The sequence below is a fragment of the Streptomyces sp. NPDC001544 genome (assembly GCF_042894285.1).
Classification (GTDB): Bacteria; Actinomycetota; Actinomycetes; order Streptomycetales; family Streptomycetaceae; genus Streptomyces.
The window spans coordinates 803448-817727 of the sequence record NZ_JBIAVN010000001.1 but is presented as its reverse complement, the minus strand read 5'-3'; the positions used below and the strand labels follow the sequence as shown (position 1 = coordinate 817727).

16 protein-coding genes are annotated in these 14280 nt (G+C 71.4%); 11 read left to right on the top strand and 5 right to left on the bottom strand.

Annotated elements, in window-relative coordinates; genetic code table 11:
* Positions 1 to 208: 208 nt before the first annotated feature.
* Entirely contained in the window at positions 209 to 1393 is a 1185-nt protein-coding gene (locus ACFY0F_RS03705) for a MarP family serine protease (RefSeq protein ID WP_388788298.1), read from the top strand.
* Positions 1394 to 1417: 24 nt separating this feature from the next.
* On the opposite strand, the gene ACFY0F_RS03700 is transcribed toward ACFY0F_RS03705, so the two are convergent.
* Positions 1418 to 1906, bottom strand: coding sequence for a GNAT family N-acetyltransferase (locus tag ACFY0F_RS03700; protein WP_388788296.1), 489 nt, complete (start codon positions 1904 to 1906; stop codon positions 1418 to 1420).
* A gap of 73 nt (positions 1907 to 1979) precedes the next feature.
* Here ACFY0F_RS03700 and ACFY0F_RS03695 point away from each other — a divergent pair, with 73 nt between their 5' ends.
* Positions 1980 to 2873 (top strand): TIGR01777 family oxidoreductase, encoded by an 894-nt coding sequence (locus tag ACFY0F_RS03695; protein WP_388788293.1) that lies wholly within the window; start codon positions 1980 to 1982, stop codon positions 2871 to 2873.
* A 163-nt stretch (positions 2874 to 3036) separates the two neighbouring features.
* On the top strand, positions 3037 to 4398 hold the full coding sequence (locus tag ACFY0F_RS03690) for an NAD(P)/FAD-dependent oxidoreductase (RefSeq protein ID WP_388788291.1): 1362 nt from the start codon (positions 3037 to 3039) through the stop codon (positions 4396 to 4398).
* 51 nt (positions 4399 to 4449) lie between these two features.
* Here the strand turns inward: ACFY0F_RS03690 and ACFY0F_RS03685 are convergent, their stop codons facing one another.
* Positions 4450 to 5886 (bottom strand): regulator, encoded by a 1437-nt coding sequence (locus tag ACFY0F_RS03685; protein ID WP_388788288.1) that lies wholly within the window; start codon positions 5884 to 5886, stop codon positions 4450 to 4452.
* A 5-nt stretch (positions 5887 to 5891) separates the two neighbouring features.
* Here ACFY0F_RS03685 and lipB point away from each other — a divergent pair, with 5 nt between their 5' ends.
* From lipB to ACFY0F_RS03665, 4 genes are all read left to right on the top strand, one after another.
* Positions 5892 to 6929: a lipoyl(octanoyl) transferase LipB gene (lipB, locus tag ACFY0F_RS03680; protein WP_388788285.1), complete on the top strand. Its 1038-nt coding sequence runs from the start codon at positions 5892 to 5894 to the stop codon at positions 6927 to 6929.
* Between the two features lie 165 nt (positions 6930 to 7094).
* Positions 7095 to 8051: a lipoyl synthase gene (lipA, locus tag ACFY0F_RS03675; RefSeq protein WP_388788283.1), complete on the top strand. Its 957-nt coding sequence runs from the start codon at positions 7095 to 7097 to the stop codon at positions 8049 to 8051.
* 225 nt (positions 8052 to 8276) lie between these two features.
* The gene (locus tag ACFY0F_RS03670; RefSeq protein ID WP_388788280.1) at positions 8277 to 8495 is read left to right on the top strand and encodes a hypothetical protein; all 219 of its coding nucleotides are present in this window, start codon (positions 8277 to 8279) and stop codon (positions 8493 to 8495) included.
* A 58-nt stretch (positions 8496 to 8553) separates the two neighbouring features.
* Positions 8554 to 9258 carry a DUF4191 domain-containing protein gene (locus ACFY0F_RS03665; RefSeq protein ID WP_388788278.1) on the top strand — a complete coding sequence of 235 codons (705 nt, stop codon included), beginning with the start codon at positions 8554 to 8556 and terminating at the stop codon, positions 9256 to 9258.
* Positions 9259 to 9366: 108 nt separating this feature from the next.
* Here ACFY0F_RS03665 and ACFY0F_RS03660 read toward each other — a convergent pair whose 3' ends face one another.
* Positions 9367 to 9834, bottom strand: coding sequence for an RDD family protein (locus tag ACFY0F_RS03660; RefSeq protein ID WP_388789179.1), 468 nt, complete (start codon positions 9832 to 9834; stop codon positions 9367 to 9369).
* Between the two features lie 233 nt (positions 9835 to 10067).
* Here ACFY0F_RS03660 and glnA point away from each other — a divergent pair, with 233 nt between their 5' ends.
* Positions 10068 to 11477 (top strand): type I glutamate--ammonia ligase, encoded by a 1410-nt coding sequence (glnA, locus tag ACFY0F_RS03655; RefSeq protein WP_388788275.1) that lies wholly within the window; start codon positions 10068 to 10070, stop codon positions 11475 to 11477.
* An 82-nt stretch (positions 11478 to 11559) separates the two neighbouring features.
* Here the strand turns inward: glnA and ACFY0F_RS03650 are convergent, their stop codons facing one another.
* A complete protein-coding gene (locus ACFY0F_RS03650) occupies positions 11560 to 11784 on the bottom strand; it encodes a hypothetical protein (RefSeq protein ID WP_388788272.1) in 225 nt (74 codons plus the stop codon).
* Positions 11785 to 12051: 267 nt separating this feature from the next.
* Between ACFY0F_RS03650 and ACFY0F_RS03645 the strand changes: the two genes are divergently transcribed.
* From ACFY0F_RS03645 to ACFY0F_RS03635, 3 genes are all read left to right on the top strand, one after another.
* Positions 12052 to 12309 (top strand): hypothetical protein, encoded by a 258-nt coding sequence (locus tag ACFY0F_RS03645; protein WP_388788269.1) that lies wholly within the window; start codon positions 12052 to 12054, stop codon positions 12307 to 12309.
* Positions 12310 to 12443: 134 nt separating this feature from the next.
* Positions 12444 to 13361, top strand: coding sequence for a zinc metalloprotease HtpX (gene htpX, locus ACFY0F_RS03640; RefSeq protein WP_388788266.1), 918 nt, complete (start codon positions 12444 to 12446; stop codon positions 13359 to 13361).
* 2 nt (positions 13362 to 13363) lie between these two features.
* Complete coding sequence (locus ACFY0F_RS03635) at positions 13364 to 13948, top strand: hypothetical protein (RefSeq protein WP_388788264.1); 585 nt, start codon at positions 13364 to 13366, stop codon at positions 13946 to 13948.
* Positions 13949 to 13967: 19 nt separating this feature from the next.
* On the opposite strand, the gene ACFY0F_RS03630 is transcribed toward ACFY0F_RS03635, so the two are convergent.
* A complete protein-coding gene (locus ACFY0F_RS03630) occupies positions 13968 to 14240 on the bottom strand; it encodes a hypothetical protein (protein ID WP_388788263.1) in 273 nt (90 codons plus the stop codon).
* Between the last annotated feature and the right edge of the window lie 40 nt (positions 14241 to 14280).

Sequence of the window (14280 nt, the reverse complement as noted above, 5' to 3'; positions counted from 1 at the left end):
CAGGACGCCGCGGCCGTAGCGCCGCCGATGCCGGAGGCGTCCGTTCCGCCCGCGATGTGTGCTGTGCCACCTGGCGGAACCATCCTCCCGGTCCAGGACGTTTCCCCGGGTACACGCAACGTGGCCGGATCCGGGAGCGTCCGACGCGTGCAACTGATCACTGGGCCCGTCCCACCCGTACTAGGGGGTCCGAGAGAAAGGCGGCTCCGTGGACTTGCTCGACCTCATGCTGGTGCTGGTCATCCTGGCCTACGCGGCGTCCGGTTACCGGCGTGGGCTGGTGGCCGGCTGCGTCTCGCTGGCCGGGTTCGTGGGCGGCGCGGTCGTGGGGGTGTGGGTGCTGCCGTGGATCATGGACCTCGTCACGCGGGGGACCCCGGCGGCGACCACCGCCGCGGTGCTGACGGTGCTGGTCCCGGGCGTGGTGGGACACGAGCTGGCCGGGCGGCTGGCCCTCAGGCTGCGGCGGGAACTGGACGAGGGGCCGCTGCGGGTCGCCGACGGGATAGGCGGGGCGGCGGCCAACTCGGTCGCCGTGCTGATCGTGGCGTGGGTGGCCGCGAGCGTGCTGGGCGCCTCCTCGTCCCAGATGGTGACGACGGCGATACGGGACTCGGCGTTGCTGGGCGCGGTGCAGGACTCGATGCCGGACACCACGCCGACCTGGTTCTCCCGGGCGACGTCCGCCCTCACGGAGGCGGGTTTCCCGCAGGTCTTCAACCCGTTCGAGAACGAGTCGACGGCCGAGGTCGCCAAGCCCTCCGGCGACAGCGTCACGGCCAGCGCCACCAGAGCCGCCAAGCTGAGCACGGTGAAGATCGAGGGATCCTCCGGCACCCAGGGGCGCGAGGGCAGCGGGTTCGTGTACGCGCGGGAGCACGTGATGACGAACGCCCATGTGGTGGCCGGCATCGCCGACCCGACCGTACGCATCGGGGGCGTCGGGCAGTCGTACGAGGCGCGCGTGGTGCTCTTCGACCCGGACCGGGACGTGGCGGTGCTGTACGTGCCGGGTCTCAGCGCCCCCGTGCTCCGCTTCGACGACAACGCCTCGCGCGGGGACTCGGCGGTCGTCGCGGGCTATCCGCAGGACGGCGACCTGAATCTGCAGGCGGCCACGGTGGCGAACCGGGTGAGGGCGACCGGCCAGAACATCTACAGCAACGGCACGGTCACCCGGGAGATCTACTCCATACGGTCGACGGTCCGGCCCGGCAACTCCGGCGGCCCGCTGCTGACCACGGACGGCCGGGTGTTCGGCGTGGTCTTCGCCCGTTCCACCGCGAACGACGAGACCGGTTACGTGCTGACGGCGGACGAGGTGGCCTCCGACGCCGCCCGCGGCAGCGAGGCGACGACGCCGGTGGACGTCGGGAGCCTGGTCAGCTCCTGACCCGAGGGGGCGTCGGCCGGGGCGTCAGAGGGACCGGCCCATGAACACGTCGTCCACGTACTCGCCGTCCAGCAGGAACTCCTCCGGCAGCACGCCCTCGACGACGAAGCCCTCGGACTCGTACAGCTTGCGGGCGGGGGTGTTGTGGCCGAGGACGCGCAGCGTGATGCGGCGGGCGCCGCGCCGGCGGGACTCCTCGAAGGCGGCGCGGATCAGGGCGCGGGCGACGCCCCGGCCGCGGGCCTCCTCGGCGACGGCGAGGCCCTGGATCTGGCGTACGTGCGCGTTGCAGGCGAGCGGGGTGGGGAAGCCGAGGCGGAGGTAGCCCGCGACATGGCCGTCGAGTTCGGCGACCAGCGTGTCCTCGACGGTGTGCCGCTCGCTGAAGAACGGCGGGTACGGGGGCCGCGGCTCGGGCATCACCGCGTGCAGGTGCGACCAGGTGGTGACGTCGATCTGGGTCAGCGCCCCGTCGTCTTCGGGTCTGGCGGTGCGTATGGACGGTTCCGGCATGCCGGTCACCCTACGGCGGGGCGGAGGGGATCCTCACGGGGTTTTCACGGGCGCGCGGGGCAGGATGGGCGCCATGCAACGTTCACGCATCGCGGTGACCGGCGCCTCCGGTCTGATCGGCAGCGCTCTGGTGCGGTCCCTGACCGCCGACGGGCACGAGGTGGTGCGGCTGGTCCGCCGTGCGGCCCGGGGCGAGGGCGAGGTCCGCTGGGACCCGGAGGGACAGTACGTGGACGCGGCCGGGCTCATCGGCTGTGACGCGGTGGTCAACCTGGCCGGCGCGGGGGTGGGCGACCGCCGCTGGACGCCGGAGTACAAGCGGCGGATCCGGGAGAGCCGGGTGCTGGGCACGGCGGCCCTGGCTCAGGCCGTCGCCTCGCTCGACGAGCCGCCGCGGGTCCTGGTCAACGGCAGTGCGATCGGCATCTACGGGGACACCGGGGACCGGGTGGCCGACGAGGACACCCCGCCCGGGGACGGTTTCCTGCCGTCACTGTGCGTGGACTGGGAGGAGGCCACCGCGCCCGCCCAGGAGGCCGGGGTGCGGACGGTGTTCGCGCGGACCGGGCTGGTGGTGGCCCGCGGGGGCGGCGCCTGGGGGCGGTTGTTCCCGTTGTTCAAGGCGGGGCTGGGCGGCCGGCTGGGCGACGGGCGGCAGTACTGGTCGTACATCGCGCTGCACGACGAGGTGGCCGCGCTGCGCCATCTCATCGCCGGCGAGGGGCTGTCGGGGGCGTTCAACCTCACCGCCCCGCAGCCGCTGACCAACCGGGAGATCACGGAGGCCATGGGGCGCGTGCTGCACCGGCCGACCGCGTTCGCGGTCCCGGCGCCGGTGCTCAGGGCGGCGCTGGGCGAGATGGCGGGTGACGTGCTGGGCAGCCAACGGGTGGTGCCCAAGCGGCTGCTGGAGTCGGGGTTCACTTTCGCGTTCCCAGGGATCGAGGACGCGATCCGGGCGGCCTGATGAACTCTTGTGACCAGATGCGACCGCCGTGCGACCGTGCCCTGTTCATGCGCGACTGTCGTTGACCGATCACGGCCCTACGCTCGAGCTGAACTCGGGTATCCCTGGAGCCGGTTGAGGGCATGACGCCTGCACCGGACGCACAACCTCGAGGAGGGGCCTCGTGCTTGAGCCCGTGTACCAGGTGGACGTCGTCATCGTGGGAGCCGGGATCGCCGGTCTCTCGGCGGCTCATCGGCTAATCCGCGCAGGAGTGACGACCGCGGTCCTGGAGGCGGCCCCTTATGTGGGCGGCCGTATGTCGACGGAGAAGGTCGACGGCTTCCGGCTCGACCGGATCGGCCAGCTCCTGTCCACGTCGTATCCGGAGCTACGCCTGACACCCGGGCTCGACGCCCTGGTGCTGCGCCCCTTCGCACCCGGTGTGCTGCTGCACCGGGACGGCCGCCGGCAGCGCGCGGGTACGCCGCCGGCCGGAGGGAGCGCCAAGGGCGCACTCCATGCCGTACGCGCCCTGGCAAGCGCCCCCAGGAGCCCGGCCGCCGTGTCACCCGTGCGGAAGTCCGGCGCCCCGGTGGGCGGGGCCGTCGACCAGGCCCGGCTGCAGGCGTCCCTGGCCCGGATCGCCGGCACGCCCGTCGAACGCGTCCTGGCCCGCCCCGAACTCCCCGCCGCCCAGGCCCTCGCCGCCCGCGGGGTACCCGCCCGCACTGTCGACGGCTTCCTGCGCCCCCTGCTCGCCGCCCTGCTGTGCGACCCGGCGCTGACCACCTCCAGCCGGTGCGCCGACCTCGCGCTGCGCGCCTTCGCGAGCGGCCGGCTGTGCGTACCGGAAGGCGGCGCCGAGGTGCTGCCGGAACTGCTGGCACGGTCCCTGCCGCCCGGCACCGTGCACACCGGGGTCCGGGCCACCTCCGTCGCCACCACCACCGTCGCCACCGCCGAACACGGCGAGTTCCGCTGCCGCGCGGTCCTGCTGGCGACCGACGCGCGCGCCGCGGCCGAGCTGCTGCCCGGGCTGCGCGTGCCGGACTTCCACCCGGTGACGGTGGTCCACCACACCACGGACGAGCCGCCCACCACGGGGGCCTCACTGCTCCTCGAGGCCGACCGGGGCGGTCCGGTCGCGCACACCGCGGTGATGAGCGACGTCGACCCGAGCCGGGCACCCGCGGGCCGGGCGCTGGTCTCCTCGACCGTGCTCGGCACTCCCCCGGAGGGCGTGGACACCGCGGTACGCATGCACCTGTCCCGGTTGTACAGTGCCTCGACCACCCGCTGGGAGACCCTGGCCGTGCACCACACCACCGAGGCCGTCCCGGCGATGCGCCCGCCGCACGACCTGAGGCGGCCGGTGCGGCTGATGGCGGGCCTGTACGTGTGCGGCGACCACCGCGACACCAGTACCGTCCAGGGCGCCCTGCACTCGGCCCACCGGGCCGCCGCCGCGGTCCTGGCGGACCTGGGGGCGGCGGGCTCGATGCACCGCGCGGACCCGCCGGCGAGGCTGCCCCGGGCGGCCTGAGCCGGGGGCCGGGGCTGTGTCGACGTGCGGCTCCGCCGCGGGGTCAGGGGCTCACCCGAGGGCCGCGACCTTGTCGCGGTAGCCCCTCACCGGTGCCGCGTCCTTGTAGGGCTCCAGCCGGCGTTCGAAGTCCCTGACGTACTCGACCGCCCGGACCGAGCGCATCTCCGCCGCCTGTCCCGCCGCCTCCGCGCCCAGGGCGCAGGCCTGGTCGAGTTCGCCCAGGCCGAGGCGCGCGGAGGCGAGAACGACCCGGCAGAACAGGCGGCTGCGGGCGTACGTGGGGGCGCGCAGTTGCAGGGAGCGCTCCGCGTGCTGGGCGGCGGCGCGGAACTGCTGCAGGTCCCGGTGGCAGTGCCCGAACTCGTCGGCGAGCTGCGCCTCGTCGAAGAAGCGCGCCCAGTACGGCACCTCGTCCCCGGGCCGGGCCGCCTCCAGGGCGCGCTCGGCCCGCACCAGCGCCCCGGTGCACGCCCGCACCTCGCCCAGTACACCGTGCGCGCGGGCCTCGGCCGCGTACAGCAGCGCCTGCACCACGGGAGGCGCCCCGGTGCCCACCCCCTGCTGCGCCACCCGGGCGAGCTGGACGGCCTCCCGGCCGTGCCCGAGGTAGACGGCCTGGCGGCTCATGGTGACCAGGACGTAGGAGCCGTACGCCCGGTCCCCGGCCGCCTGGGCCAGCCGCAGCGCCTGTACGAAGTAGCGCTGGGCGAGCCCGTGAGCGGCGATGTCGTACGAGGTCCAGCCCGCGAGCCGGGTCAGGTCGGCGGCGGCGGCGAACAGCCGGCGGCCGGTCTGCTCCCCGTAGGTGCCGCGCAGCATCGGCTCGCACTCGTGCTCCAGGTAGCGCACCAGGGCCTGGCGGGCGTGGCCGCCGCCGTAGGCGTCGTCGAGGGTGCGGAAGAGCTCACCGACGGAACGGAGCGCGGCGATGTCGCCGGCGGTGACCTTCTGGCCGGGGCCGCGCTCGGCCTGGCCGCGCGGGCGGGGCACCACCGGGCGGCCGTGCGCGGGCACCCGGGCGGGCGGTTCACCGCGGGCCACCCGGTCGTCGGGCCTGCCGATCAGCCAGTCCCGGCTGGGCACCACGAGACCGGCCGGGGTGAAGGCGATCTTGCGCAGTTCGGCGTGGCTGCCGGAGTCCTTGCGCCACAGCCCACTGACGATGTCGACGGCCTCCTCGGGGCCGGCCGCGAACTCCAGGCCCGCGTAGACGGGCGCGCAGGCGTCCAGACCGAGGTCCTGGGCGGTCAGGCGGCGGCCGAGACGCCGGGTGAAGACCTCGGCGATCAACGCGGGGGTGGTGCCCCGCGGCTGCTGGCCGCGCAGCCACCGGGTGACCGATGTCTTGTCGTATCTGAGGTCCAGCCCGTGTTCGAGACCGAGCTGGTCCACGCGACGGGCAAGCCCGGCATTGGAGAACCCCGCTTCTGCGATGAGCGCGGCGAGCTGGCGGTTGGGGGTGCGCTGCGCGGGTCGTTCCGTCATCTGCGGTGCGGTCTCCTGCCTTTCGGACCCAAGCAGCCTGGCCGCTTGTGCCCGGATTGCCTGTGAGCAGCCCTTATGGCCTCGTGAACGGCGCGAATGTAGCGGAGAGTAAGCACCCGATCGCACAATTCGGCAGGCATTCATCCGATCGTGTGAGGATTGCCCGCACGGCTGACGCACGACGGCCGGACGTACAGTGGCTTGGGCGCGTTCGTGCCTTACGAGCTTCTAGGGAGGCGCTTGCCGTGAGTGAGTTGCGGTTCGTCCGCATGGGATTCGGTGCCGAGGCCGTGGACTACCAGGTGGCCTGGGACGAGCAACGCCGGGTGCACGCGGCGCGGTTCGCCGACGAGGTTCCCGACACCGTACTGCTCCTCGAACACCCCCCGGTCTACACGGCGGGCCGCCGCACGGAGGACAGCGAGCGCCCCCTCGACGGCACCCCTGTCATCGACGTGGACCGCGGCGGCAAGATCACCTGGCACGGCCCGGGCCAGCTCGTGGGCTACCCGATCCAGAAGCTGCCGCGTCCGGTCGACGTGGTCGCGCACGTCCGGCGCCTGGAGGAGGCGCTGATCCGCACCTGCGCGGAGTTCGGCCTGGAGACGACCCGGGTCGAGGGCCGCAGCGGGGTGTGGGTCCTCGGCGACCCGGTCGAGCGGCGGCCGGCGCTCGGCGGACTCTCGCTGGACTTCGACCCGCGCCTCACGGACGAGGAGTTCGACCCCCGGCTGAACGGCCCGGAGTACGCGCCCTCCAACGCCGGCCAGCGGCGCGAGGACCGCAAGATCGCGGCGATCGGCATCCGGGTGGCGAAGGGCGTCACGATGCACGGCTTCTCGTTCAACGTGAACCCGGACAACAAGTGGTTCGACAAGATCATCCCGTGCGGCATCCGGGACGCCGGGGTCGCCTCCCTCGCCGGTGAGCTGGGCCGCGACGTGACGATCGAGGAGGTGCTGCCGGTGGTCGAGCGGCACCTGAGGGACGTACTGGAGCATGCGGACCTGAAGCCGCGGGAGATCGAGAAGGCTCCGGCGTAGCGCACGGGCGCGGCCCCGGCCTTCGCCGCCCCCGCCGCGCCTCCCCGTCCCACGCCCCAGGGGGCCCCGCCCCCTGCACCCCCGCTCCTCGAACGCCGGAGGGGCTGAATTACCACGGGCGTACCCTGGTGTACGCCAAAGAATCGAAGCTACAGGGAGCCGGTCGTGTCCGCAGTCGCACCCGACGGACGCAAGATGCTGCGCCTGGAGGTCCGCAACAGCCAGACCCCCATCGAGCGCAAGCCCGAGTGGATCAAGACCCGGGCGAAAATGGGTCCCGAATACACGAAGATGCAGAACCTCGTCAAGAGCGAGGGCCTGCACACGGTCTGCCAGGAAGCCGGCTGCCCGAACATCTACGAGTGCTGGGAGGACCGCGAGGCGACCTTCCTCATCGGCGGCGACCAGTGCACCCGGCGCTGCGACTTCTGCCAGATCGACACCGGCAAGCCCGAGGCGCTGGACCGCGACGAGCCGCGCCGGGTCGGCGAGTCCGTGGTCACCATGGACCTGAACTACGCCACCATCACCGGCGTCGCCCGTGACGACCTGGAGGACGGCGGAGCCTGGCTGTACGCGGAGACCGTGCGCCAGATCCACGCGCAGACCGCCGACCGCGAGGGCGGCCGGACGAAGGTGGAGCTCCTGGCCCCCGACTTCAACGCGGTCCCCGAGCAGCTGGCCGAGGTCTTCTCCGCCCGCCCCGAGGTCTTCGCGCACAACGTCGAGACCGTCCCCCGGATCTTCAAGCGGATCCGCCCCGGCTTCCGCTACGAGCGCTCGCTGAAGGTCATCACCGAGGCCCGCGACTTCGGCCTGGTCACCAAGTCCAACCTGATCCTCGGCATGGGCGAGACCCGCGAGGAGGTCAGCGAGGCGCTCAAGCAGCTGCACGAGGCCGGCTGCGAACTGGTCACCATCACGCAGTACCTGCGTCCGAGTGTGCGCCACCACCCGGTGGAGCGCTGGGTGAAGCCGCACGAGTTCGTGGAGCTGCAGCAGGAGGCCGAGCAGATCGGCTTCTCCGGTGTGATGTCCGGTCCGCTGGTCCGCTCCTCGTACCGGGCGGGGCGCCTCTACCGGATGGCCGTGGAACAGCGTCATTCAGGGGCGACTGTGTGAATTCACGCACAAGCTACTACTGACCAGTAGCGGCCGATTTCGCGCGGCCCCGACCGTCCCCGCAGATGGGGACGCCCGTCGGGGCCGCGTCGCCGTTCCGGTCCCCTCAAGCGAGGCTTCATTGGTGTTTGACCGGTCGGTCACACCCTGGTAACACCAAACAGTGACGCTGGACTCACGCCACGTACACCCGCACTCGCAGCCTTTCCGAGGGGGACCTCCACCATGCAGGCCGCGCCCGTTCGCGCCAACGCCATCCCGTCCTTCACCGACGCGCTCCGTGCCGTCGAGTCCCTGCTCATGAGCGGCGGCCAGCGCACCGCCCGCCGCAACGCCTGGACCTCGGTCCTGGAGGACCGCCGCCGCGCCAAGGACAGGGTCGAGGCCCAGCACTTCCTGGACCAGGCGCTCGCCCCGCACCAGCCCCTGGACCGCACCCCCTGAACGCACCGCGGGGACACCACCGTCGTGGGCGCTCCCGGAGCCACGTAGACTGCGTGGCATGGCGAGGAAGGAAACCGCAGCAGACGCTGCGAATGCCGGGCGACTGAAGCAGATCGCCCTTACCTACAAGATGACCCGCAAGGCCGACAGCAAGATCGGTCTTGTACTCGCAGCCGTCGGCATCGGCATCCTCGGTGTCTTCCTCGCGATCGGCTTCTTGATCGGTCACCCTGTCTACCTGGGCATCCTGGGCCTGCTGCTCGCCTTCCTCGGGACGGCGATCGTGTTCGGCCGCCGGGCCGAGCGGGCCGCCTTCGGCCAGATGGAGGGTCAGCCGGGCGCCGCCGCGGCCGTGCTCGACAATGTCGGCCGGGGCTGGACCACCACCCCCGCGGTGGCGATGAACCGCAGCCAGGACGTGGTGCACCGCGCGGTCGGCAAGGCCGGCATCGTGCTGGTGGCCGAGGGCAACCCGAACCGGGTGAAGAGCCTGCTGGCCGCCGAGAAGAAGAAGATGAACCGCGTCGTCGCGGATGTCCCGGTGCACGACATCATCGTCGGCACGGGCGACGGCCAGGTCGAGCTGAAGAAGCTGCGCACCACGATGCTGAAGCTTCCGCGCGTCCTGTCCGGCCCCCAGGTCACCGCGACCAACGACCGGCTGCGGGCCATGGGCGACCTGATGAGCAACATGCCGCTGCCGAAGGGTCCGATGCCCAAGGGCATGCGCATGCCGCGCGGCGGCGGCCCGAAGGCCCGCTGACCCCCTCCGTACGAGAAAGGGGGGCGCCCGGTGTGAACCGGGCGCCCCCCTTCGTCGTGATGACGCAGGATCTTCGGCGCGACGACGCAGGATCTGCGCGCGACGACGCTAGATCCGCACCTCCACCGTCCTGGCCAGCCGGTCGTGGAGTCCGCGTCCGTCGCGGTCCCAGATCAGGGCGGGGACGGCGAGACACAGCAGGATCGTGCGGACCAGGGAGCGCAGCGGCTGGACGCGGCCGGTGTCCACGGCCACCACCCGGATGCCGAAGAGACGCTTGCCGGGGGTGAAGCCGACCGTGCCGACGGTCAGGATGCTCAGGACGAGGAAGACGAGCAGGGCCCAGTTGCTGGTGGCCGGACTGTAGCCATGGGTGATCAGGCCGTATGCGATCAGGACGCACATGCCCCAGTCGACCGCCAGCGCTCCCAGCCGCCGTCCCGGACGGGCGATCGAGCCCGGCCCCTCCTCCGGCAGACCGAGCTGCTCGCCCCGGTACCCGAAGTCGGCCCCGGCGTCCTCCATGGCCGCGCGCGGTCCGGAGAGCCACGATCCGATGGCCTGCCTGTTGTCCACCTTCGCCTGTCTGTCCTCCACCCGTCCACGGTACTGCGCCCCCATATGCCCCTGGGACGGCGGGGTGCGTCGGGGCTAGGGTTGAACCGGCACCGGTTAACTTCTGCGAAACAAATGGGTCACGCCCGAGAAATCACCCGTCCCTAGGGTCGAGGTCAGCGTGTGCCACCGCACTGGCCGCACTTACGAACTACCACCCCGGCACGGGAACGGCCGGGAGTAGGAGGAGTTGGATGTTCCAGAACGCCGACGAGGCCAAGAAGTTCATCGCGGACGAGGACGTCAAGTTCATCGACGTCCGGTTCTGCGACCTGCCGGGCGTCATGCAGCACTTCACGGTGCCCGTCGAGGCGTTCGACCCGGACGACGAGCTCGCCTTCGACGGATCCTCGATCCGTGGTTTCCAGGCCATTCACGAGTCCGACATGGCGCTGCGCGCGGACCTGTCGACCGCCCGGGTCGACCCGTTCCGCCGTGACAAGACGCTCAACATCAACTTCTTCATCCACGACCCGATCACGGGTGAGCAGTACTCCCGTGACCCGCGCAACGTGGCGAAGAAGGCCGAGGCGTACCTCGCCTCCACCGGTATCGCGGACACCGCGTACTTCGGCCCCGAGGCCGAGTTCTACGTCTTCGACTCCGTCCGCTTCGCGACCAGCGCGAACGAGTCCTTCTACCACATCGACTCCGAGGCGGGTGCCTGGAACACCGGCGCCCTCGAGGACAACCGTGGTTACAAGGTCCGCTACAAGGGTGGCTACTTCCCGGTCCCGCCGGTCGACCACTTCGCCGACCTGCGCGCCGAGATCTCCCTGGAGCTGGGCAAGGCCGGCCTCCAGGTCGAGCGCCAGCACCACGAGGTCGGCACCGCCGGCCAGGCCGAGATCAACTACAAGTTCAACACGCTGCTCGCCGCCGCCGACGACCTCCAGCTCTTCAAGTACATCGTGAAGAACGTCGCCTGGCGCAACGGCAAGACCGCGACCTTCATGCCGAAGCCGATCTTCGGCGACAACGGCTCGGGCATGCACGTGCACCAGTCGCTGTGGAGCGGCGGGGACCCGCTGTTCTACGACGAGCAGGGCTACGCCGGCCTGTCGGACACCGCCCGCTACTACATCGGCGGCATCCTCAAGCACGCCCCGTCGCTGCTGGCCTTCACCAACCCGACGGTGAACTCCTACCACCGCCTGGTGCCGGGCTTCGAGGCGCCGATCAACCTGGTGTACTCGCAGCGCAACCGCTCCGCGGCCATGCGTATCCCGATCACCGGCTCGAACCCGAAGGCCAAGCGCGTCGAGTTCCGCGCGCCCGACTCCTCCGGCAACCCGTACCTGGCCTTCTCGGCACTGCTGCTCGCGGGCCTGGACGGCATCAAGAACAAGATCGAGCCGGCCGAGCCGATCGACAAGGACCTCTACGAGCTGGCTCCCGAGGAGCACGCGAACGTCGCGCAGGTCCCGACCTCGCTCCCGGCCGTCCTCGACTCCCTCGAGCGCGACCACGAGTTCCTGCTCGCCGGTGACGTCTTCACGTCCGACCTGATCGAGACGTGGATCGACTTCAAGCGCGCGAACGAGATCGCTCCGCTGCAGCTGCGTCCGCACCCGCACGAGTTCGAGCTCTACTTCGACGTGTGATCCCGCCGGGCACGTGAAGTGAGGGCCGCTCCCCGCGCTGCGCGGGGAGCGGCCCTCGCCGTTACGGCAGCCGTACCGGCTCTCAGTTGACCACGACCACCACGACGCCGCCGTTGCCGAAGCCGAAGCCGTTGTTGAAGCCGAAGCCGCAACGGTTGAAGCCCCAGTCGAAGCAGCCGAAGTTGGTGTGGGCCTTGGGCGGGACGGCTGCAGAGGCCGTGCCTGCCGCGCCGATCGTGGCGCCGCCGGCCATCAGAACGCCGATCGCGGAAGCCGCGAAGAGACGCCTCGCGCGTTGTGCTTTCATCAGTGAACCTCCTCCCATCCCCTCGTGCGGTATGCGGGGGCACGAGACGGATGGCCGCGGCCGCTGGGTGGGATCCCGGCGCGGTCGTAGGGTTGCCGCCTGGATACAGAAGCAGGGCTGGTCACAGCCCGCATCGCGGCTCTCACTCTCGATGCTAGCCGCCCGGCGACCACCCGGCATCCCGTGCAACCTTCCGCCCTTCCCAGGCCTCCTATATCGGGGGACCATCCCTCCTGACCCTGCCGGAACGAGAGAGGTTGAACGGGGATGACGGAGCAGGACGACTGGGAACGGGAATTCGATCACAGGTGGGCGAACTCGGCCGAGCACAAGGAGCCGTCCGCCCGGGCGCGGATGCTCGCCGCCCGCTGGAAGGAGAACCCGCCGGACCCGGCGCCGTTCCGCGCCGACCCGGACCCGGTGCGGCCGCGCCGCTCCTCGTGGATATCGACGGTCGTGGTGCTGGGCTGTGTGGCCGCGGTGATCGCCCTGCTCGGTTACGCACAGATACGGGCCTACCGCTGACCTCCGCCCCGAGCGGCGCACAGCACCGCACGGGGACCTTTTGCTGCTCCTAGGGCCGTTCGGAACCGCCTCATGGGAATCCGCAGGTGCACACTGGACAGCGGGACGAGTGCCTGACTGCGGGGTGATGCAAGATGCAGAGCCGCTTCCGGAGCGACCGGCGGTTGACCGCCCGCATGGGGGTCACGCTGTTCCTGCTCGGGTTGTTGTACGTGGGGTTCGTCGCCGCGTTGCTCGTGCTGCTGAAGTCCTGGCTGCTGGTCGTGGTGGTCGCCGCCGCGCTGCTCGGGGCGCAGTACTGGTTCTCCGACCGGATCGCGCTGTTCGCGATGCACGGGCGGGTCGTGGAGCGGGAGGAGTATCCCGAGCTGCACGCGGTGATCGACCGTCTGTGCGCCATCGCGGACATGCCGAAGCCGGTCGTGGCCGTGTCCAACATGGACATGCCGAACGCGTTCGCGACCGGGCGGAACGCCGACAACGCCGTGGTCTGCGTGACCACCGGGCTGCTCAGACGGCTGGAGCCGGCGGAGCTCGAGGGCGTACTCGCGCACGAGCTGTCGCATGTGGCGCACAAGGACGTCGCCGTGATCACGGTGGCCTCGTTCCTCGGTGTGATCGCGGGCCTGATCGTGCGGTTCGCGTTCTACTCGGGGCTGTTCGGAGGCCGCAGGGACCAGAACACCGCCGCCGTGCTCGCCGCCGTCATGGCGGTCTCGGCGGCCGTGTACGCGATCAGCTTCCTGCTCATCCGGGCCCTGTCCCGCTACCGGGAGCTGGCCGCGGACCGCGCCGCGGCCCTGCTGACGGGCCGGCCGTCGGCGCTGGCCTCAGCGCTCACCAAGGTGTCCGGCGACATCGCCCGTATCCCGACGGAGGACCTGCGCACCGCCCAGGCCTTCAACGCCTTCTACTTCAGCCCCGCGCTGGGCAGGGAGCCCGGGCTGTCCCGGCTCTTCTCCACCCACCCCAGCCTGGAGCAGCGGCTGGAGCAACTGGCCCGGATCTCCGGCGAACTCGGCGAGGCGGCGCAGCCGGGCAGGGCGGGCTGAGCATGGGACTCCTGGACATCCTCCTCGGCCGTACGAAGCCCGTCGCGCCCGACCTCGACCAGTTGTTCGCGCTGCCCTCGGCGGCCGTGACCCTCGAGGCGGCGGCCGGGTTCACGCCGACCGGGGACGGCGCGGTGTGCTTCGCGACGGTCGAGGGCGCGGCCTTCGAGCAGACGCACCGGGAGGTCCAGGCACTCCTCGACGCGGACACGGACCGCACCGGGCCTCCGGTGGAGCTGCGCCAGGACGACTACGGCTACTCCTGGCTGGTGTCCCGGCGCAGCCCCGACCAGCTGCCCCAGCTGGTCAACGACCTGCACGCGGTGAACAGCTCCATGGAGGTCAACGGCTTCGGCCCCCAGCTGCTGTGCTCCCTGGCGGACTTCCAGGACGACTCGGGACGCCGGCTGGCGCTGGTGTACCTGTACAAGAGGGGCACCTTCTACCCGTTCGCCCCGCTGCCCGGCACGGTCCAGCGCCGCGACAACCCGCTGGAGCTGCGGGTGAAGGCGGCCCTCGCGAACGACCTGCGCATCGAGCAGGACCTGAACCGCTGGTTCCCGGTGTGGGGCGCCCCCGGCCTGTGACCGGGGGCGCCCGCCGGGTCTAACGGGCCTTCTTCTCGCGTTCCTGGCGACGGGCCTCGAAGGGGCGTTCGCGGCGGTAGCGGCGCTCCCACTTGGCCTGTCGGTCGCGGCGTTCGCGGTACGCCTGGTACGACGCGGGTGTGCCCGCCGGGTCCGCTCCGGTGGACGGGGATCCTTCCCGCCCGTACTGCACGTAGAGGAAGAGGAGGGCGGCCGCGGCGAGCCACCAGGTGTGGTTTCCGAATCCCAGGACGACCAGGACGACCGCCCCGGACATGACGATGGTGCCCATCTCAGGCCTTTCGTTTCCGTGGGTTCGCATCCAGCGTAAG

Excerpts from the sequence above, each read along its gene's own strand:
- ACFY0F_RS03700 (WP_388788296.1), bottom strand. The coding sequence starts at position 1,906 with ATGCCGGAACCGTCCATACGCACCGCCAGACCCGAAGACGACGGGGCG.
- ACFY0F_RS03695 (WP_388788293.1), top strand. The coding sequence starts at position 1,980 with ATGCAACGTTCACGCATCGCGGTGACCGGCGCCTCCGGTCTGATCGGC.
- ACFY0F_RS03685 (WP_388788288.1), bottom strand. The coding sequence starts at position 5,886 with ATGACGGAACGACCCGCGCAGCGCACCCCCAACCGCCAGCTCGCCGCG.
- ACFY0F_RS03670 (WP_388788280.1), top strand. The coding sequence starts at position 8,277 with ATGCAGGCCGCGCCCGTTCGCGCCAACGCCATCCCGTCCTTCACCGAC.
- ACFY0F_RS03665 (WP_388788278.1), top strand. The coding sequence starts at position 8,554 with ATGGCGAGGAAGGAAACCGCAGCAGACGCTGCGAATGCCGGGCGACTG.
- glnA (WP_388788275.1), top strand. The coding sequence starts at position 10,068 with ATGTTCCAGAACGCCGACGAGGCCAAGAAGTTCATCGCGGACGAGGAC.
- ACFY0F_RS03650 (WP_388788272.1), bottom strand. The coding sequence starts at position 11,784 with ATGAAAGCACAACGCGCGAGGCGTCTCTTCGCGGCTTCCGCGATCGGC.
- ACFY0F_RS03645 (WP_388788269.1), top strand. The coding sequence starts at position 12,052 with ATGACGGAGCAGGACGACTGGGAACGGGAATTCGATCACAGGTGGGCG.
- htpX (WP_388788266.1), top strand. The coding sequence starts at position 12,444 with ATGCAGAGCCGCTTCCGGAGCGACCGGCGGTTGACCGCCCGCATGGGG.
- ACFY0F_RS03635 (WP_388788264.1), top strand. The coding sequence starts at position 13,364 with ATGGGACTCCTGGACATCCTCCTCGGCCGTACGAAGCCCGTCGCGCCC.
- ACFY0F_RS03630 (WP_388788263.1), bottom strand. The coding sequence starts at position 14,240 with ATGGGCACCATCGTCATGTCCGGGGCGGTCGTCCTGGTCGTCCTGGGA.